The 20,774-nt window shown below is 60.3% G+C and carries 12 protein-coding genes and 1 tRNA gene; 7 read left to right on the top strand and 6 right to left on the bottom strand.

Features of this window, described 5'->3' with window-relative positions; genetic code table 11:
* Positions 1–36: 36 nt before the first annotated feature.
* Positions 37–2,130 carry a type III secretion system export apparatus subunit SctV gene (gene sctV, locus C4J93_RS03625; protein ID WP_124428615.1) on the bottom strand — a complete coding sequence of 698 codons (2,094 nt, stop codon included), beginning with the start codon at positions 2,128–2,130 and terminating at the stop codon, positions 37–39.
* Positions 2,127–3,191 carry an HrpJ domain-containing protein gene (locus tag C4J93_RS03620; protein WP_124428614.1) on the bottom strand — a complete coding sequence of 355 codons (1,065 nt, stop codon included), beginning with the start codon at positions 3,189–3,191 and terminating at the stop codon, positions 2,127–2,129. Before C4J93_RS03620 ends, sctV begins: the two co-directional genes overlap by 4 nt.
* Positions 3,192–3,455: 264 nt before the next feature.
* Here C4J93_RS03620 and C4J93_RS03615 point away from each other — a divergent pair, with 264 nt between their 5' ends.
* Positions 3,456–4,004: an RNA polymerase sigma factor gene (locus C4J93_RS03615; RefSeq protein WP_124361172.1), complete on the top strand. Its 549-nt coding sequence runs from the start codon at positions 3,456–3,458 to the stop codon at positions 4,002–4,004.
* Positions 4,005–4,216: 212 nt separating this feature from the next.
* A tRNA-Met gene (locus tag C4J93_RS03610) sits at positions 4,217–4,293 on the top strand.
* A gap of 58 nt (positions 4,294–4,351) precedes the next feature.
* Here C4J93_RS03610 and C4J93_RS03605 read toward each other — a convergent pair.
* On the bottom strand, positions 4,352–8,668 hold the full coding sequence (locus C4J93_RS03605) for an AvrE-family type 3 secretion system effector (protein ID WP_124428613.1): 4,317 nt from the start codon (positions 8,666–8,668) through the stop codon (positions 4,352–4,354).
* A gap of 197 nt (positions 8,669–8,865) precedes the next feature.
* Here C4J93_RS03605 and ggt point away from each other — a divergent pair, with 197 nt between their 5' ends.
* On the top strand, positions 8,866–10,677 hold the full coding sequence (gene ggt, locus C4J93_RS03600) for a gamma-glutamyltransferase (protein ID WP_372238159.1): 1,812 nt from the start codon (positions 8,866–8,868) through the stop codon (positions 10,675–10,677).
* Positions 10,678–10,818: 141 nt separating this feature from the next.
* On the top strand, positions 10,819–11,628 hold the full coding sequence (locus tag C4J93_RS03595; RefSeq protein WP_124365728.1) for an AraC family transcriptional regulator: 810 nt from the start codon (positions 10,819–10,821) through the stop codon (positions 11,626–11,628).
* A gap of 182 nt (positions 11,629–11,810) precedes the next feature.
* Here the strand turns inward: C4J93_RS03595 and C4J93_RS03590 are convergent, their stop codons facing one another.
* Both C4J93_RS03590 and C4J93_RS03585 read right to left on the bottom strand, forming a co-directional pair.
* Positions 11,811–13,127, bottom strand: coding sequence for a PAS domain-containing methyl-accepting chemotaxis protein (locus C4J93_RS03590; protein WP_124369492.1), 1,317 nt, complete (start codon positions 13,125–13,127; stop codon positions 11,811–11,813).
* Positions 13,128–13,223: 96 nt separating this feature from the next.
* Complete coding sequence (locus C4J93_RS03585; RefSeq protein WP_124428611.1) at positions 13,224–13,556, bottom strand: DUF2790 domain-containing protein; 333 nt, start codon at positions 13,554–13,556, stop codon at positions 13,224–13,226.
* A 226-nt stretch (positions 13,557–13,782) separates the two neighbouring features.
* On the opposite strand from C4J93_RS03585, the gene C4J93_RS03580 reads away from it, so the two are divergent.
* The 3 genes from C4J93_RS03580 to C4J93_RS03570 all read left to right on the top strand — a co-directional run bounded on the left by C4J93_RS03580 (position 13,783) and on the right by C4J93_RS03570 (position 17,571).
* Complete coding sequence (locus C4J93_RS03580; RefSeq protein WP_124428610.1) at positions 13,783–15,102, top strand: OprD family porin; 1,320 nt, start codon at positions 13,783–13,785, stop codon at positions 15,100–15,102.
* Between the two features lie 337 nt (positions 15,103–15,439).
* Positions 15,440–16,114, top strand: coding sequence for a heavy metal response regulator transcription factor (locus C4J93_RS03575; protein WP_124428609.1), 675 nt, complete (start codon positions 15,440–15,442; stop codon positions 16,112–16,114).
* The gene (locus C4J93_RS03570) at positions 16,111–17,571 is read left to right on the top strand and encodes a heavy metal sensor histidine kinase (protein WP_124428608.1); all 1,461 of its coding nucleotides are present in this window, start codon (positions 16,111–16,113) and stop codon (positions 17,569–17,571) included. The genes C4J93_RS03575 and C4J93_RS03570 overlap by 4 nt, the downstream gene beginning before the upstream one ends.
* Positions 17,572–17,630: 59 nt before the next feature.
* Here C4J93_RS03570 and C4J93_RS03565 read toward each other — a convergent pair whose 3' ends face one another.
* Positions 17,631–20,774, bottom strand: a complete 3,144-nt coding sequence (locus tag C4J93_RS03565; RefSeq protein WP_124428607.1) for a CusA/CzcA family heavy metal efflux RND transporter — start codon at positions 20,772–20,774, stop codon at positions 17,631–17,633.

Here is a 20,774-nt window from a genome sequence, read left to right as displayed (position 1 = left end):
ATGGGGCCACCCTCGATCCGGATAAAAATAACGCGCTCATGCCGCCGCCCCACGCATTGGTTCGTCCTGGCCCAGGTCGAAACGGCCCAATACCTTGACCTTGGAGTTGCTCCCCAACTCGGCAAAAGACATCACCGGCACATGGTTGAACTCATCCAGCAAAAGCGCCCGTAACGGGCTGCGCAGATCCTGGGCAACCAGCAGCACGCTCTTGGTTTTCGGCCTTAGCACAAAGGCCTGGTTGAGCAGCCCGACCAAGGCTGCACTGCTGTCGTTATCGAGGGCGAAAAACACCCCGCTCTGGGTTTGGCGCAACGCTTCGCGCAGGATGTTCTCGGTCTGTGGCGACAGGAGCCACGCATGCAGGCCATCGGCTTCGCTGTACTGGTGAAAAATCTGCGACTTGAGGGCGATCCGTGCGTAATCGGCCAGGGCATCCGGTTCACGCTCATGCTGGCCGTACTCGATCAATGACTCGACGATCAAACGTACGGCGCGCAATGGCACACCCTCACTCGCCAGGCGCTGCAGCACCGACGAAAAGCGCGAAAGCGGCATGATGCGCTGCAGCTCCTGCACCAGCTCCGGCTGGTTGTGTTCAAGCCAACTGAGGATCGACTTGCATTCCTGGATGCCGAGAAACCGCGGTCCGCTCAGCAACATCGCCCGCTTCATCCGTTCGATGATCAGGCTCTGGGCGCTGAAACGCTCAATCTGGGGGTCATCGAGCAATGGATCATCAGGGTCGAGCCACAGCCAGTCCGCTTCGTCCCGCTCGGCCAGGCCTCTATCGCCGCTGTCCGGGGGCTGCGCCAAGGAGGCGTATTCAACCGCAACACGGTCGCTGAGGGTCGCCGTCACGGTCGGAACTTCATGCACGCAAAAGCGCATCTCGTCGACGGCCAGCGCCTCACTGAACTCGGCTTCGAACGGGGGTAGCGTCAGTCCGATATTGGCGACCAGCGCATTTCGGGCCTGACGAATTTTTTGCACGATGTCGATGACCTCAGGGGCCCCGTACATCTGGCTGTTGAATTGCAGCAGATACGGCCGTGACGGGTCGAAGCCGCGCAGGTCTTCACTGCCGTTCTCTTCCGGACGGACCGCTTTTTCGTCCGACGCCGCCGGGGAGTCCTCGCGCTGACGCTGGCGCATGAGGTAGTACCCCAGGGAGCCGGTCATCAGCGAAATCAGAATGAACACCACGGTAGGCATGCCGGGAAGCGTGGCGAAGGCCAACATGCCCACCGACGCGATCATCCAGCTCTTGGGTTCGCTGGTCATCTGCCGGGCAATTTCGGCGCCCATGTTCGTGACGCCCTTGCGCCCGTCCGGCGCCACCCGGGTAATGATCATGCCTGCCGTCAGGGAGATCAGCAGCGCGGGAATCTGTGCGATCAGGCCGTCGCCGATCGTCAGTACCGAATACAGCGCCATCGACTCGCCCGCGCTCATCCCGTGCTGGAACATGCCGGTAGAAAAGCCTCCCAGCAGGTTAATGACCACGATGATCAGCCCGGCAACGGCATCGCCCTTGACGAACTTCATGGCCCCGTCCATCGCCCCGAACAGCTGGCTTTCGCGGGATAACTGCTCACGTTTGTCCCGAGCCTGCATACCGTCGATCAACCCGGCGCGCAGGTCACTGTCGATCGACATCTGCTTGCCCGGCATCGCATCCAGACTGAAGCGGGCAGCCACTTCGGCGACCCGCTCCGAACCTTTGGTGATCACCAGGAAGTTGACGATGGTCAGGATCATGAAGATCACCAGCCCCACCGCCAGGTTGCCGCCCACCACGAAATTACCGAACGCTTCCACAATATCGCCCGCGTCCTGCTCCAGCAGAATCAAGCGTGTGGTGGCAATCGACAGGGCCAGGCGAAACATGGTGGTCAACAGCAGGATCGATGGAAACGACGAGAACGCCAACGGCCCCGGCAAGTACAGCGCCAGTACGATCAACAAGCAGGAAATACAGATGTTCAACGCGATCAGGATGTCCACCAGCCAAGTGGGCAGCGGCACGATAAAGATAAACACAATGGCCAGGACCACCACCGCGCCGAGCACTTCGGCACGCCGCGCCACCTTGAGCAGCACGCCATTGACCGATGACAGCAGTGTCACCCGGACGTCCTCGTTTCGCCGGAAAACGTCTGATGGCCGCGCTCTTCGCGCGCCCACTCAACCATGACGTCCTTGAACGCTTTCACGGCAGAAGCCTGGGATTGCGCATCAAGCCACCAGGCCTTGGGCAGACTTTTTACTTCCGTGGCCAATTCATTAAGCGAGCGCAGACGAGCGGCAAGCAGCGTCCCCCCAAACTCACTGGCCAGCCTTTGCACCTCGGCCGCATCGATACCGGTACTGGCATAACCCAGAAAACGCTGCAATAAATCCACCGCCTCCAGATCGACGTTCAGGCGCCGGATCAACGCATCACAGTTGCCCAGCACCGAGCGCAATTGACGACACTGCGCCAACCCCTTAAGCAGCAGGTGCAATTTTTCCGTGGGCACCGACTGGGTGTGCGCCGCGATATCGCCATTCAGCGCCTGAGTCATCAGGTCGACGCCTTTGGAAAACGCCGTTAAGCCGTACATCTTCAACAGCGTCTGCAGCATCAACGCCAAGGATTGGCGAACGACCACGGAAGCGTAATAAAGCGTACGCACGTCCTGACGCTCCTGCGGGTCAGCGCTGGCCTCTTTCAATGCCAAGGCGATATTCAGGCCTGCCTGGATGTGCCCACCGAAATCCTGCCTCAGCGCTTTCAAGGCCCCGCGCGCCAGGCCCTCTTCTACTGTCAGCCCATTGGTTTGCGCTTCGTTGGCGATGAATTGAAGCACCACGAAGGCACGCGCGGGGTCACCCCCGGCATGGCTTACCAATTTTTCGACAGTGGGCTTGCGCAGCAACTCGAACCGAAGCCGACGAACAACAGTTTCCAGCGTGGCCAGGCCGGGGTGACCCAGTTGTTCATAGAGCTGCACGAATTCTGCGACAGGCGAAACTTTTGTGCCAATGGATCGCCGGCCCAGGGCCTGTGCGTTGAGTGCCACTTCTTCGCTGAAAATCTGCGCGATGTCATCTAAGCCCTGCGAACGGATTGGCACATCGACAGTGCTCACACTGGTTTTGTCCGCAGGTTGGATCTGCTGCACATCGTTGAAGGATTCGACTTTCATGGGCGGGCCAGAATGGGAAGTTTGTGTCCCTATGTGGCAAGCCGCTGCGGTTCAGTTCCATCAAAACATTTCACGGCGAGGGGTATGAAAATACCCGCACACCCAGATCGTCTTCTTTGCAAGTTACGGCACAAAAAACCCCTAACAAAAAATATATATCTATATAAATCAATAATTTGTGTGTTTTTCCTATTTGGCACAGCCGGTGCAAAAGGGGTCCCTATCGAAACCATTTCGATCGAGCCTTCCCGGAGGAAAAACAACATGAAAATACCTATTGGCGATCTAGTTCACCTCGTCGGCAATTCGCCTCAGTTCATGGTCCAGCTGACGGACGACCAGCAAAAAAAACTGCGACGCTTCATTCATAAACGCGTGCTCAACCCTGAAGATGCTGACGATCTGCTGCAATTGACTTACCTGGAAGCATGGCGCAACAGAGAGCGTTTCAGCGGGCAGGCCACACTCAGCACCTGGATGTGCGGAATTGCGCAGAATTTGATCCGCAACCACTTCAGGCGCATGTATGCCAAACCGGTGCATTGCGAGTTCGATGAATCGTTGTGGCATGGCCAGGAAGAACACAACAGCCTGGACTGGGAGTTTGAAGTCAACCGACGGCTTGAAAAGACCCTGAACGCCATCGACCACCTGCCGATAGAAATGCGCAAAACGCTTTACGCTTCGCTCGAGACCGATGGTAGCTATCAGGACACCGCCGATGCGTTGGACATCCCCATCGGCACGGTACGCTCACGTTTGTCGCGAGCGCGCGAACAGCTCAAACGCGTGACGCGCAACCCGTTGCCGTAAGTCTCGCCACAGCAACACCGTTGGGCGAAAAGGATATCTGCCCAACGCGATTGACGCTTGATGGGCGCGACAGCACGAGAATCGCAGCCTGAAGAGCCCCCCGCCGCTCGTCGCCAATCAGCCTGTTTTTCGTTAAACAGTTGAAAGCGTAGAAAAAACTTAACAAAACCTCTTGACGCATTCCCGTTCTACGCGAATAATGCGCGCCACTTGGCTACATAGCTCAGTTGGTTAGAGCATAGCATTCATAATGCTGGGGTCCGGGGTTCAAGTCCCTGTGTAGCCACCAAGTACTAAAAACGGCTTACCGAAAGGTAGGCCGTTTTTTTATGCCCGCTGTTTACCTTTCAGGCGGTGGAAGCCGGCGTCCTTATGCGCAGGTCCCCCAGGTCAATCGTCAGGTCATGGCCAGGCAGGCTGCTCAGCGTATCGTTCAAGTTCATCCGCAGCGGTTTATCCGCATCCACCCCGTACTCGAAGTCGACGTTGACCTGTTTTTGCGTATAGCTGATGGCCGCGCTGCTGGAAAAACTCAGATTCATCATGGCTGGCACCGACATGCCATGGGACTGGCTCGCGGTGTAGCTCATGCTCATGCTTTTGACGCGCAGGTTGTTCGGATCTCCCAGTGCCCGCTTGATCAGCGGCTCGGTATCCGCGCCCGCAAGCAGGCTGCGCTCGATGGTGCGTAGAACCTCTGGCTTGAGTTCCATGCCAAGCCTCACTGAAGTCCCTTCACCACGCTGCAGTTGACCGATCACCTGGGCAAACTGCGGGTCATCCTTGAGCCACTGTTCGATGGCGGCCTTGTTGGCCGGCGCGACATCGTCCAACCAGTCATGCCGCCCGTTATCGCGTAACCCCACGCGCGTGATGGAGGACTCGACCGATGCCAACTGCTGCAGCCCCTTGTTCATCAAGTCTTGTTGGGTCATCAACGTGTCCAGCGACTGACTGATGGCGTAATAAGCGTCCGGCTTTGTCGCCAACGCCGGATGAGTGGAAAGAAACTGCTGCAACTTGGCCAGTTGTTCTTTTGGGGAGCCCTGCGCGCCCAACGGGTCAGCGGCGGCCAAGTCCCGTTTGAACTGGGGGGAATACAGTGACAGGCTGCTGTGAATATCGTCGACCTGAGATTGAGTCACTGGCTGCGGCGGCTTGAAAGAAAAGCTGAAGGCCTGTGACTGCCCACGGTCAAATTTCACCATGACCGATACGTCCGCCGAGGCCGCAACCACCGTTGCCGGCCCGCTGGCCCCGGCACTACCCGCCAACGCCAACGTACTGATCGGCACAAAGTTGGCCCCAGCACCGCCCTGCCTCAGCCACTGCGCGCTGCTTGCCTGGTCACGGCTGGTGCCCGTCGCAGAGCGCGTGGTGGCTTGGCTTTTATCCGTGTGCGCAAGGTTAAGGTTACCCATCACTCCAATCCCGGCGCGTATCACTGAATCCAACTCGGCGATGTCTTCCTGCGGGCTGTACATCAAACGCAATTGCGCGAGCCCATCCAGGTTAACGTCAGCACTGAGTTTCGAGCTTTCGCCAACTGCGCCTTTTTCTCCCAGCGCCAATAAGTCGTGGAAGCCCCCGGACTGCCCCATCAGTATCGACATCATCTTGCCGAAGTCCGACTCCTTCACATCGAAACTGATGTTCGATCCAGTGTTCTTCACAACAGCGGCCGTCAACTCACCGGCAACCCTCAGGCCGGGCCCCACTGCACCGTCCCCGCGACCTAACGTCGCCCCCGTGGCCACGGAGCCGGCCAGGCGCCGCATATCGTCGCGGCTGATCTGGACCCTGGCTCCCTTGTCGGTACGGGTGATACTCACACCGTGCGTATGAGACTTGGAGGCTCCCAGAAAAAACTCTACGGCTGGCGCAGGTTTTATACCGGTCACCATCAGCCCCAGGCTTTCGCCCTGGGTTCGGCTGGGGTTAAGGGTTTGACCACTTTCCATCTGCTGCACTTGCTGTGTCATTGCCTGCGTAATGGACGCATCGGCGGGCAACCCCAGCAGGCGCGAAAGGTGCCAATGCAAGGCAGACCCCGGCGTGCCAAGGTCCTTGGCCAATAGCTTGAAATTGTCATACAGGGATTCCGCCTGGCTATAACTGGCGACTTTCTGGCTGGCCAGTTTATGGACAGGGCTGTCATCAAACCCTTTCATCACAGTGCCCACAGACGCTTCGATTCTTTTCAAGGCACTGGGGCTGTGGCCAGTAGTGCTGTCGAGTTCCTTGGCCAAGTCGTTTAGTTGCTTGAGCGTATTGGCATGGTGAATAAGGTCGCCCTCGACGATGGCCGCAGGGTGGTCGAGATCGCGTTTACGCTCAGGTTTCCACTTGGGCAACGTCAAGCCTTGACCTTCGAAGTTGGCCAGCAGGCCTGCCGTTGAAGGCTCCGATGAAGGCGCAACCCGTTTGAATGCCTCATGCAGTTGGTGCAGCGTCGACTCAGGGCTCGTCAGCGCTCGGCTCAGCGTGGGCCGTGGGTCAAACGCCAGCCCGTGCACGTCTCCTAACAGGCGGGCGCTTGACTGGCTGCTTTCTGTTACCTGCGTCAACGCCTGGCTGATTCGCATGGCCAATGCCTGGCGCGGCCCGGGCTCGCACAGGGCGGCGAGACGCGCATTCAGGTCAGCGGCAACCGGCTTGCTCTTGGAAAGCGATGCGAGCTGCTGGTGCAGTTGCTTATCGTCAGCATAAACGTGCTCCAGCCCCCGGCGCCCGTTTACGTGATGTTGAATGGATTTGCCTTTCTCACTGATGGCTTCCAGAGGATGAAAGTGCGCATTGAGTCCCTGGAAAAAATTGCGCTGGAGCGGCACGCCTTCACGGGTTTGCCCCACGACCGTGCTTGTAGCCGTCAGCCCGCCTCCTGCCATCGGCTTGCGCATCTGCGCGGCCGATAACGTATCGGCCAATGAGGGCCGCTGCACCGCCACTGCCAACGGCCCCCACGCCATTGCGCCCAAGGCCGCCTTATCGAGTCGATGGAACTGTTTATCCCATCCGCCAACCAGATGCTTATCAGCCCCCATCCGCAAGGAATCCAGCGATTGGCCCTGTGGTAATTCAATCTGGGTCCAGCTTGGCGCGGCACCGTCGCGGCCCTGCCAGGCGTGGTAATCCGCCTTGAACAATTCGCCTGACTGGGTGTGTGCATAAAGACTTGCTTCATGATCGAGCGCCAGGGTTTGTATGGCGAGCGCGGGGGAAAGCCGTAACGGGTTGACCACCCCATCCACGCAGGCTTGGAGCTGATGGTTTTTATCGACGGTTACAAAGTTGCGACCGTCAGCGATAGCGAATCCAGTGACAGGGCGCTGAGGATCCCCCGCCAGCACCTCGTCAAGTGACACTTGAGGACGCGGCTTGGGCAGTGCGCTCAATTCATGGCTGGCCCCTTCGAAGACAGGGTCACGCACCTTTTGCAGGGTCACCGCTTTGAGCTGCCCTTCCTGCAGCACATAGGCACGTCCGTCCAGCCCTCGCTCCAGCTGTGTGACGCCCTGCAGCCCCGAGTGATCCCAACGTTGCGCAGCCGCGTCCCAGCTCAACAACGCGCCTGCGTCAAACGCAACCTTGCCGCGAGGGCCCAGGTCGACTGCGGTCGTCAGCGCCTGCTGACTGGGCAACGGCAGACCTTTCTCGATGCCCTTGACCCACACATCGCTCAGGTTCCACTGAGGGCGCAGCCCGCTTGCGTTATCCACGGGGACGCTGTGCAGTTGCTGCCGGGCATCGCGAACCTGGGCATTGAGCTGCCCGGCATCATCATGGAAGAAGCCTTCGACACGCACAGCGCCCTTTAGCGCCTGCTCCAATGATTCGAGCGATTGCGCAGCCATCGGCAACACGCCGTCCCGAGCCATGCGCACATCCGCGCGCAGCAGTTCGCCGTCGACCGTGGCCCCATACAGCGTACTGCCGGCCAAACCGATTCGGACAAGTTGTACAGGCGCGCCGGTTTCATCAACCGGGCGTACATCCGCCGCCCCGGCACCTTGAATCTGCACCACCGGCGCACCCTGAACCTGACTCAATACAACCGAGCTGCGCCCTTGCGCGCTGCTGTCCAGCGCCCCCTGGGGTGTTTTCGACAAGTGCCCCTCACCGGTCAGCCCAATACGGCTGTAGGCCTGGTTGTCGGGGTCGGGCAACCACGCCAGGGTGAGAGGTTCGAAGCGATACAAGCGCTGTTCGTCCAGACGAAACTGCTTGCCGTCGACCGTCGTCTGTACACCGCTGACGCTTGCCAAATGCCCGCGACCAGGGCTGTCAAATGACGAAACGCCCCCGTCGCCGCCGACAGGATCGGGCACGCTGCTTTTGAATACCGCCGCGACAGCGGGCGTAGACTGAATATGAAACAGGTAATCTCGCCCATCCCTGACACGCAAGGTGCCTGCGGCGCTGGCGCCATCGGCGACAAAGTGTTTGGTTGGCGCGTTGAGATGAAGAGCGATATCGCGTGCCACCCCGGTCGTGTCAGGTTCCAGCTGTCCGTCCTTGAGGCGGATATCGAACAGCATTGAGGCGGGGGTCAACGATTGATAGCGGGGTGACTGCTGGGTGGGCACCGCAGCCTTGCCGGGTGTGGAGGAGTGGTCGATAACACTGAGCTGCGCGTGGAGAAAATTGTCTAGTCTTCTGTGCATAACTGGCTCCAGAAATAGCTTAATACCAGTAATGCTGTGAGCGTTTACGTGGCTTTGGTTCCAGCGTCGCGGAATAAAACCAGGCCTCGACGGACTCAGCCAGAAAAAACAGCCCGCCCGTCCCTCCCCGTCTTTAGTGCGTTAAAGTCTGCCGACAGGAAGACCAGATCATTCTCAAGATGAACGGAGTTCAGCGCGTGCTTTTTATTTCCCGCCGTCAACTGGCAATAGTTGCCACCACCCTCGCCCTGGCCGGCTGCCACACCGCAATCAATGAATCACCGCCCGCCCCGGAGCTGGGTTCGGGCTATCGCACCGACCTCACCCCCCGCCACGCCGAACGTCATATGGCCGCCGCCGCCAACCCGCTGGCCGCCCAAGCCGGGCGCGAAATGTTGCGCCAGGGCGGCTCGGCAATCGATGCGGCGATCGCCATGCAAGCGGTGCTGACGCTGGTGGAACCGCAGTCCTCCGGCATCGGCGGAGGCGCCTTTATCATGCTGTGGGACGGCGCAAACGTGCACGCCTATGATGGCCGTGAAACCGCCCCGGCCGGGGCGACAGAGCGGCTATTCCTGAACGCCGACGGTACGCCGATGGCATTCACCGATGCGCAGATTGGCGGGCGCTCGGTGGGCACGCCTGGGGTATTGCGGGCCCTGGAAATGGCGCACAAGCAGCACGGCCATCTGCAATGGGCCAAGCTGTTCGAACCGGCGATTCGTTTGTCCGAACAGGGTTTCGCGATTTCCCCGCGCTTGCACAGCTTGATCGCGGCCGACCGCTTTATCGCGCAATCGCCGGACATGGCCGCTTACTTTCTGAACGCCGATGGGTCGCCAAAAGCCACCGGCACGCTGTTGAAGAATCCGGCGCTGGCGAAGGTGTTCAAACGCATCGCCAAGGAAGGGCCGGATGCGCTGTATCACGGCCCGATTGCCGATGAGATCGCGCGCAAGGTGCAAGGCAATCGCAATGCTGGCAGCCTGACTCAGGCCGACCTTACGGGCTACGCCGCCAAGCAACGCACACCGCTGTGTACCGACTACAAACACTGGAAGGTGTGTGGCATGCCGCCGCCATCGTCGGGTGGGATCGCCGTTGCGCAAATCCTCGGGACGTTGCAAGCGTTGGAGACCCGCGATCCACGCCTGGCCATCGCGCCGATGACGCCAATCCGGAGCACCTCGCCCGCCGGGCTTGAACCGACGCCCGAGGCCGTGCACCTGATCGCTGAAGCCGGGCGCCTGGCCTTCGCTGACCGTGCACTTTACGTGGCCGATGCGGACTTTACGCCGGTGCCGGTCGCAGGTCTCATCGCCCCCGATTACCTGGCCCACCGCGCCGCACTGATCGGTGAACGCAGCATGGGCGTGGCCAAGCCAGGCCAACCGGCGGGCATCCGGGTAGCCTACGCGCCAGACCGTTCGCCGCTGCGCATCTCCACCTCACAAGTGGTGGCCGTGGATGACCAGGGCGGCGCCGTTTCGATGACCACCACAGTGGAAGCAGCGTTCGGCTCCCACGTGATGGTGCAGGGCTTTTTGCTCAATAACCAGATGACCGACTTCTCGTTCATTGCCCAAGAAAACGGCCAGCCCGTCGCCAACCGCGTGCAGCCCGGCAAGCGTCCGCGTTCGGCCATGGCGCCGACGCTGGTGTTCGATCGTCAGAGCGGTGAATTGCTGGCCACGGTGGGTTCGCCGGGCGGCTCGCAGATCATCGAGTACGTGAGCAAATCACTGGTGGCCATGCTCGATTGGAAACTCGACCCGCAAGCTGCGATCAGCCTGCCCAATTTCGGTAGCCGCAACGGCGCCACCGAACTGGAAGCCGGGTTGTTCAGCCCGGGCGTGAAGCAGGCATTGAAGAGCAAGGGCCATGCGCTGAGCGAGATCGATATGACCAGCGGCGTCCAGGCGATCGTTCGCACACGGGATGCTCAGGGCAAGGTGTCACTCAGCGGTGGTGCAGACCCACGGCGCGAAGGCGAAGCACTGGGCGATTGACCCGCCCTGTGTGGCGCGACGAGTTGAAAGCAAGGCTTCCTGCCAAGGCTCGCCAGCCTCTGCACGATCGTACAAGACCCCGGCAGACAAGGCATACAGACTGGGTTAACGTGTTTCCACCTCCTTTTGTGACAAGTCACCATGGGCAACCCTACCCACACCCTCGACTGGCTGCACCGCGCCCCGCACGCCAGCGGCCTGGACCGTATCGAGGCGTACTTTGCCGGTTTTGCGTTCGACCCCCATCGCCATGACACTTACGCCATCGGCCGCACGTTGTTCGGCGTGCAGAGTTTTCATTATCGCGGCGGCATGACCCACAGCTTGCCCGGCACCACCATGGTCATTCACCCCGATGAAGTCCATGACGGCCGCGCTGGCAGCACGGAAGGCTTCAAATACCGGATGATTTATGTGCAGCCGGCGCTGATCCAGCAGATCCTCGGCGGTAAGCCGTTGCCCTTCATACCCGGCGGTGTGTCCACCGACCCTCGGCTGCATCGCGCCAGCGAGGTGTTGCTGCAAAGCCTGGATTGCCCGATCGACCCGATGCAGGAGCAGGACGCGATGTTCGACCTGGCCCAGGCGCTGAGCGAGGCTTGCGGCGCAATCGCCAACCGCAAATCCTTTGACTACATCGCCGCTGAGCGCGCCCGGGAATTTATCCACAGCGCCCTGGGCCGCAGCATCACCCTGGATGAAATGGCCGAGCATGCCGAGCGCGACCGCTGGGCATTGTCGCGGGATTTCCGCTTGCTGTTCGGCACCAGCCCCTACCGCTACCTGACCATGCGTCGCTTGGACCTGGTGCGCCAATTGTTGGCCCAGGGCCTGCCACTGGTGGATGCGGCAATGACCGCCGGCTTCACCGACCAAAGCCACATGACCCGGCAATTTCGCAGCGCCTACGGCATGCCGCCGTCGCGGTGGGTGAAGATGCTAGGGCGCTGATCCAAGACTTGGAATGCATTCAAATGTGGAAGGGGGCTTGCTCCCGATGGCGGTGTATCAGCGACAGATAGGCTGGCTGACGCACCGCTATCGGGAGCAAGCCCCCTCCCACATTTGAGTGCTGTTGTGTTCAAAACCGCGTACGGCGTTGGCGCCGGCTTTGAGAGAGAAAACCTAATCAGTCAGTTCGTCAGTTGGTTGGCAAATTGCCCGACGGCGCTCACCACTTTTTGCGCGCCATCCTGAATCTCCACGATCACCGTGCCCGCTTCCGCCGCCAGCGCCAGGCCTTGCTCGGCTTGCTGGCGGCCGCCGACCATCAAGGCTACTGCGTCGCGGGCCATGTCCTGGTTCTGACGCACGACGCCAACTATTTCTTCGGTGGCTTTGCTGGTCCGAGAAGCCAATTGCCGCACCTCATCGGCCACCACCGCAAAGCCACGTCCCTGCTCACCGGCCCGCGCAGCTTCAATGGCCGCGTTGAGCGCCAGCAGGTTGGTCTGCTCGGCGATGCCGCTGATGGTCTTGACGATGCTGCCGATCACCTGGGACTGGGCGTTCAACGCCTCGATACCTTCGCCGGCCCGCTGCATATGCTCGGCCAGATCACGCATTACCTCCACCGCCTGAGTCACCACGGTGGTGCCGCGCTGGGCGCTGTCATCGGTTTGCCGGGAGGTGCTGTAGGCAATGTTGGCAGCCTCGGCCACCGCAAGCTCGCGGTTGACCTGGTCGGTGATCACCGTGGCGAACTTGACCACTTTGTACAGCCGCTCATTGGCGTCAGCCACCGGGTTATAGGTGGCTTCCAACCACACCAGGCGGCCATGACTGTCCACGCGTTTGAAGCGCGCCGCGACGAACTCACCGGCGTTCAGGCGCTTCCAGAATTGTTGATACTCAGGGCTGTTGTATTCCTGTGGCTCACAGAACATACGGTGATGTTTACCCTGGATCTGCGCCAGGCTGTAACCCATGGCGTTGAGGAAGCGGTCGTTGGCGGTGAGCACCTGCCCGTCCAGGTCGAACTCGATCAATGCGGTGGAGCGCATCAGCGCGGTGATCAGGTTTTCATGTTCACGCGAACTCTCGATGGTGCGCGTGAGGTCGCTGGAATACATCGCAAAATGCAGAAGACGCCCGTCCGAACTGCGCACCGGCTGTAGGATCGAGCGTAGCCACGCCTCTTTGCCGCTACCGCGCATCAAGCGCACGGCTCCCGCGAAGTGTTCGCCACGCGCCAGCGCATGCTTGAAGCGCAACTGGAACTCGTTCTGGCGGATGTGGGCCGGCGTCAGGTCTTCAATCGGCCGCCCCACAATCTCGCCCAACGGGTAGGCCAGTTCCCGCAGAAAGTTGGCATTCGCCCACTCCACCCGCCCATCAGGACCGAGCGTCAGACACAGCATTTCGTTTTCCAGGCTCTCTTTAACCTGGAGCAAGCTCGACAATTCTTCGCGAAGAGCCGACAGCTCCTGCTTCAGGCGGGTATTGAACATGGGGCACCGATAGGCAAATAAGGTGGGCGTCCTAACCTGCATCGGCGCTGCCGGGGTTTTCTGAAGAGCGCTTGAGCCCTGGGCCGAACTATATTCTCAACCGCCATTGTTACGGCATACGCCCATGACCTGATATTCCAGGGTATTGAGCTTGCCGCTGGAGTCTTCATAGGTCATGCGCGACGGCACGGCGTTGCACGAGCGGATCGGCGGCGTCACGTTGACGACCTTGGCAATGTCCAGATCCATGCCATAGCGGTACGCCTGGACCTCAGGCACCGGCTTGCCTTTTTTGACGGCGTAGGCGGCCATGGCTTTTTCATTGCGCTCCATCATCAGGGCAAAGGTGCGATCCCCACCCCCTTCGGCCAGTGCGCCAAATGATAAGACTACGGTTAACACACCCAAGCCTAATTTATAAAAGTTCATCACAGGTTCCTCGACTGGAAAGTTCAGTGTCGAGAGTAACCAGTGAACCCTGACGCCAGGTTCACCAGAACATTACTTATTTGTTAGATGGCCGTTAGTTTCCAAAATTGTAATGTGCAAGCCATGCAGTTGTTATCCGCCATTTGCAACTATCAGCCAGGGCCAGATCAATAAAAACGCCCGCCTCTATAAGAAGCCGATAACTGCCATCACCGAGGAGCGCATCATGAGCATTCGTCATTACACCCTTCCCTTTTCACTGATGGCTGCACTGCCCATGGCCGCCATGGCGGTGGAGGACAAGCCCGAGGGTTTTATCGAGGGCAGCCGCATCAACGTGCTGGCACGCAATTTCTACTTCAACCGCGATGACCGCAAAGGCCAGTCCAGCCCCACTGGCAATGGTTACTCCGAAGCCTGGGCCCAGGGCTTTATTGGCAAATTCGAATCCGGTTTTACCCAGGGCACCGTGGGTTTTGGCCTGGACGCGTTCGCCATGTACGGCCTGACGCTTGACTCGGGTAGCGGCCGCAGCGGCGGCAAAGGCTCGTTCGGCGTGCTGCCGGTGAACAGCGACAACCAGCCGGAAAACAGCTACAGCAAAATCGGCGGCGCGGCGAAACTGCGCGTGTTGGACACGGTGATCAAGGCCGGCGACGTGTTCCCACTCACCCCAGTGGTGGCCTACGGCGACTCTCGCCTGTTGCCCGAAAGCTTTCGCGGCGTCACCCTGCAAAACACCAGCCTGGAAGGCTTGAGCCTGCAAGGCGGGCGCCTGAGCGGCATGAGCCAGCCCAGTGAAAGCGGCATGAACAAAGGCTTTGCCACCTTCTATGCGGGCAGGGTCGACTCGCCCTGGATCGCCTATTTCGGCGGTGACTACCAGCACAACAGCCATCTGGGCTTTAGCCTGTACAGCAGCCGCTTGAAGGACGCCTGGGACCAGTACTACTTCGGCAGCAACGCCAATTACGCGCTGACCGACGACGTGTCGCTGTTCGGCGACTTCAACTATTACAAGGCGGTGGACGAAGGCCAGAAACGGCTCGGCGAGTTCGACAACAACATCTGGAGCGCCAGGCTCGGGGTCAAGGTCGGCGCCCACAGCTTGGCCGTGTCGCACCAGCGCAACAACGGCGACGATGATTTTGATTACCTGCGCCAGTCAGACTCGATCTTCCTCAATAACTCGATCCAGTACAGCGACTTCAACGCGCCCAAGGAGCGCTCATGGATGGTGCGCTACGACCTGGACATGCAGGCGTTCGGCATTCCCGGCCTGTCATTCATGACGCGCTACGGCAAAGGCACCGGCGCCGACTATAGCAACGCCAATGCCGTGTATATGCGCCGCGATGCAGCGGGTAACCCGTTGACCGATCAACGCCGTTGGGAACGGGATATCGAGGCCAAGTACGTGGTGCAAAGTGGGCGTTTGAAGGATTTGTCCTTGCGCTTGCGCCAGGCCACCGTGCGCTCCAGTGCGTTCGAGTCAGACCTGGAAGAAGTTCGTCTGATTGCCGAATACCCATTGGTCGTGCTGTAGCCCTTACATTCGCTCGCGATTAACTAACATCTGTTCACAAATAGCCAGTTATCAAAATTGTAATATTGGCCTCAGCTTCTCGTTAAGTGGAACTTTCTATACTCGCTTCGACTTATTCACCCGAGCACATTCATCTCTGAAGCTTTTGTGTAGCTCCTTTGGAAAGAGATGAATTTTTAACGCCCCGCTTGGGGCGTTTTTTTTGCCTGCGGCGCGGTGCGACCGACGGTCGCAGTTGACCCTAGAGTTACTTCAGCCTTCAGACTTTTCCCACTTCCCAAACCGCCGCCATAGGGACATGGGCGCCTTCTCTCCCCTAATTCAAGAGGTAACCCCCATGCGTATTCTTGTGGTTGAAGACGAGCAGAAAACCGCCGACTACCTGCAACAGGGCCTGAACGAAAGTGGCTACGTGGTCGACTGCGCCGCTAATGGCGTCGACGGCCTGCACCTGGCCGGGCAACACGCCTATGAACTGGTGATTCTGGACGTCAACCTGCCGGGCAAGGATGGCTGGCAAGTACTGGAAGAACTGCGCCGCGACGGCACCCAGCGCGTGATGATGCTCACCGCCCGTGGCCGGCTGGCTGACAAGATAAAGGGCCTGGACATGGGCGCCGACGATTACCTGGTCAAGCCGTTCGAGTTTCCCGAACTGCTGGCACGGGTGCGCACCCTGATGCGCCGCAGCGAGCACATTCCACAGCCGGAAGTGTTCCGCGTCTCGAACCTGGAGCTGGACCCGCGCCGCCACCGCGCTTATCGCGGCACGCGGCGCATCGACCTGACCACCAAGGAGTTCGCGCTGTTGCAAGTGCTGATGCGCCAGGCCGGCGAAGTTCTGACCCGCACACAGATTATTTCCCTGGTCTGGGACATGAATTTCGACTGCGACACCAACGTGGTCGAAGTCTCCATCAGCCGCCTGCGCGCCAAGGTGGATGACCAGAGCGAGGTCAAGCTGATCCACACCATTCGCGGCGTGGGCTACGTGCTGGAAGCGCGCCCATGAAGACCGGCAGCCTGTCGATGCGCCTGGGCTTGACGGTCAGCCTGATGGGCGCGGGCCTGGTGTTGCTGCTGGCGACTCTGGCCTACCTGGCCCTCACCCATGAGCTGGAAAAACTCGCGCGCAAAAACCTGGAAAGCAAAATGGAACAGATCCAGCACAGCCTGGCCCTGGGCCTGGACGCCCATGCCATTCGCGGCCGCCCACACTCGCTGATGGACCTGGTGATCGGCCATGACAACTTCCACCTGACCATCGTCGGCACCGCGCCCGACAACAGCGTGCTGCTGAACGTCGGCAGCAAGCCCCAGGAACCGCTGCTCACCGACTTCAAACCACGGGAAACCCTGGGTTACCTCAATTGGGTCGACAGCTACGGCAACCAGGTACTCAGTGCTTCCAGCCTGATGCGCCTGGCCAGCGGTGAACGTGTGCGGGTGCTGCTGTCTCTGGACCGCATGGACGACCAGGCATTGCTCAGTGCCTACCTGCGCGCCACGCTGATCGCGCTGCCGCTACTGCTGATACTGATTGGCATGGGCGCCTGGTGGCTGGTGCAACGGGGCCTGGCGCCGTTGAAGCAGTTCAGCCAGGTGGCGGCGAAAGTCACCACCGAAGACCTCACCCATCGCTTGTCCGTGGACAACCTGCCCCACGAACTCGGTGAACTGGCCCACGGCATCAACGTGATGCTCGACCGCCTGGATGCCGGGGTGCAGCAACTCTCGCAATTCTCCGATGACCTGGCCCACGAACTGCGCGCGCCCTTGACCAACCTGATGGGCAAGGCCCAGTTGACCCTGTCGCGCCAGCGCCCGCCGCAGGAATACAAGGCGGTGCTGGAATCCAACACCGAAGAACTCGAACGCCTGGCGCGGATTGTCAGCGACATGCTGTTTCTAGCGCAGGTCAGCCACCCGGCGGCACGGGCCTCATTCACCGATGTGTCCCTGGCGCAGGAAGCCCAGCGCGTGATGGAGTTGTTTGCCCTGAGTGCCGAAGACAAACACATCACCCTGAGCCTGCGCGGCGATGCCTGGGTGACGGGCGATCGGCTGATGATCCAGCGGGCGATTTCCAACTTGTTGTCCAATGCCATTCGCCACACACCCGAGGCCTCTACCGTGTTGCTGTTGGTGGAGACCTACGAGCAGAGCGTATCGCTGTCGGTGGGCAACCCGGGGCGAGGCATTGAAGCGCACCACCTGCCGCACCTGTTCGAACGCTTCTACCGCGCCGACAGCAGCCGTACCCGTGCCGAGGGCGGCACCGGGCTGGGGCTGGCCATCGTGAAATCGATCATGCATTTGCATCAGGGGCACGCTCATGTCACCAGCCAGCCTGGGCGTTTTACGCGGTTCAGCCTGGTGTTTCCCCAGACTCTGGAAGCACCGTTGGCCCCCTGTGGGAGCGGACTTGCCCGCGAAGGCGGTGTATCAGTCAGTACAGGTATCGACTGACCCGGCGCATTCGCGAGCAAGCCCGCTCCCACAGGGGGGTTGCGGCGTTTTCACGGTTGTCAGGCGGTCTCTTCATCGCGGCGATGAGCCCACTGATACAACGCCGGCAGCACCAGCAAGGTCAGCAAGGTCGAAGAAATAATCCCGCCAATCACCACCGTCGCCAATGGGCGCTGCACTTCGGCGCCGGTGCCGGTGGCGAGTGCCATGGGGATAAATCCGAGGGATGCCACCAGCGCGGTCATCAACACCGGCCGCAGACGGGTCAACGCGCCTTCGTGGATCGCCACCGATAATGAGCGACCTTCCTCGCGCAGGTTTCGGATGAAGGCGATCATCACCAGGCCATTAAGCACCGCCACGCCCGACAAGGCGATAAAGCCCACCCCCGCTGAAATCGACAACGGAATATCGCGCAGCCACAAGGCCATGATCCCGCCGGTGAGCGCGAAGGGGATGCCGGTAAACACCAGCAGGCCGTCCTTGAGGTTGTTGAACATCATGAACAGCAACCCGAACACCAACAGCAAGGCCACCGGCACCACGATGCGCAAGCGTTCAGAAGCCTCCTTCAACTGTTCGAACTGGCCGCCCCAAGTGGTCCAGTAACCGGCAGGGACTTTCACCTGGGTGGTGATGGCGGCTTCGGCCTCTTCGACAAACGAGCCGATATCGCGACCACGTACGTTGGCGCTGACGATCACCAGGCGCTTGCCGTTTTCGCGACTGATCTGGTTGGGGCCCAGCACCAGGTCGAGGCTGGCAACCTGGGACAAGGCGATGAAGCCCAACTGCCCCGAGGTACTACTCGCCAGCGCCGGCACCGGGATCAACAGGCGTGACAAGCCGTCGATATCGGTGCGCAACGTGTCGGACAAGCGCACCACCATATCAAAACGCCGATCGCCCTCGTACAGCGTACCTGCCTGGCGCCCACCGACAGCGACCGCGATGGTGTCCTGCACATCGCCCACATTCAGGCCAAAGCGGGCGGCTTTGTCGCGGTCAATATTGATGGTCAGCACCGGCAGGCCGGAGGTCTGTTCCACCTTCACTTCCGAGGCGCCATTGAGCTTCTGCAAGGTCTCGGCGATTTCCCCGGCAGTCTGGTTGAGCACCGCCATATCGTCGCCAAACACCTTCACTGCCACGTCGCTGCGCACCCCGGAAATCAGCTCGTTGAAACGCAACTGGATCGGCTGTGACAGCTCATACACGCTGCCTGGCACAATCGCGCTGGCCCGCTGGATATCAGCGATGATGGCCTCGCGGGACTTCTTCGGGTCTGGCCATTGGTCCTTGGGCTTGAGCATCACGTAGCTGTCGGAGATATTCGGCGGCATTGGGTCGGAGGCGATTTCCGCCGTACCGGTACGCGCAAACACCCGCTCGATTTCCGGTACTTGGGCCAGCAAGGTTTTTTCCAGTTGCTGCTGCATCTGCACCGACTGGGTCAGGCTGGTACCGGGCACACGTAGTGCCTGTTGGGCAAAGTCGCCTTCGCTGAGGCTGGGGATAAATTCACTGCCCATACGGCTGGCGACCAGGCCCGAGGCAACGATGGTCAGTGCAGCCAGGCCGAACACCAGGGGCCGACGCATCATCACCCAGTTGAGCACCGGGTCATACACCCGGCGCGCACTGCGCATGACGAAGTTTTCTTCTTCCTTGACCTTGCCGGTGACGAACAACGCAATCGCCGCCGGTACGAAGGTCACCGACAAAATCATCGCGCCGAGCAAGGCAATCACCACCGTGAAGGCCATGGGGTGGAACATCTTCCCGGCCACGCCCGTGAGAGCGAAGATCGGCAGGTACACCACCATGATGATCAACTGCCCGAAGATCAGCGCGCGCCGCGCCTCCTTGGCGGCGGCGAACACTTCGTGCAGGCGTTCACTGCGGGTCAGCAACCGGCCGTGGCGCTGCTGCGCGTGCGCCAGGCGGCGGATGGCGTTCTCGACGATCACCACCGCGCCGTCAACGATAATCCCGAAGTCCAGCGCGCCCAGGCTCATCAGGTTGGCGCTGACTTTGTTGGTGAACATGCCTGTGAAGGTGAACAGCATCGCCAGCGGAATCACCATCGCCGTGATCAGCGCCGCACGGATGTTGCCCAAAAACAGGAACAACACCGCCACCACCAGCAATGCACCTTCGAAGAGGTTTTTCTTCACGGTGGCGATGGCTTTTTCCACCAGGTTGGTGCGGTCGTAAACAGTGACCGCCACCACGCCTTCGGGCAGCGAGCGGTTGATCTCCTCAAGCTTTTTCGCCACCGCCTGGGACACACTGCGGCTGTTCTCACCGATCAACATGAACACCGTGCCCAGCACCACTTCACGACCATTCTCCGTGGCGGCGCCGGTACGCAGCTCACGACCAATGTCGACCTGGGCCACATTGCGCACGCGGATCGGCGTGCCGTCCGAGGTGGTGATGACAATGTTGGCGATGTCGTCGATTGACGCCACCTGGCCCGGCGCGCGGATCAACAACTGTTCGCCGCTGCGCTCGATGTAACCGGCGCCGACGTTGGCGTTGTTGCGCTCCAGCGCCGTGACCAGATCGTTGAGGGTCAGGTTGTAAGCGGCCAGGCGCTTGGGGTCTGGCGCAATCTGGTATTCCTTGGCGAAGCCGCCGATGGTATTGATCTCGGCCACGCCTGGCACGTTGCGCAGCTGCGGTTTGATGATCCAGTCCTGGATCACCCGCAGGTCGGTGGGGGTGTAAGGCGTACCGTCCTCTTTGCGCACACCGTCCTTGGCTTCGACGGTCCATAGGAAAATTTCCCCAAGGCCAGTGGAAATCGGCCCCATCGCGGTTTCGATGCCGTCGGGCAATTGCTCGCGCGCCACTTGCAGACGCTCGTTGACCAATTGGCGGGCAAAGAACAGGTCGGTGCCGTCCTTGAAAATCACCGTAACCTGGGACAAACCGGAACGCGACAATGAACGCGTCTGCTGCAGGCCCGGCAGGCCGGCCATGGCGGTTTCGATGGGAAAGGTGACACGTTGCTCGGTTTCCAGCGGCGAAAAACCGGCCGCCGCCGAGTTGATCTGCACCTGTACGTTGGTGATGTCAGGCACCGCGTCGATGGGCAGTTTCTGATAGCTGGCGATGCCGATACCGGCCATCAACAGCACCGCCAGCAACACGATGATGCGCTGCTCGATGGCGAATTGGATAAGGCGCTCAAACAT

It is taken from the genome of Pseudomonas sp. R2-37-08W (assembly GCF_003851705.1).
In the GTDB taxonomy this organism is placed as follows: Bacteria; Pseudomonadota; Gammaproteobacteria; order Pseudomonadales; family Pseudomonadaceae; genus Aquipseudomonas.
This window is presented reverse-complemented; position numbering and strand designations above follow the sequence as displayed.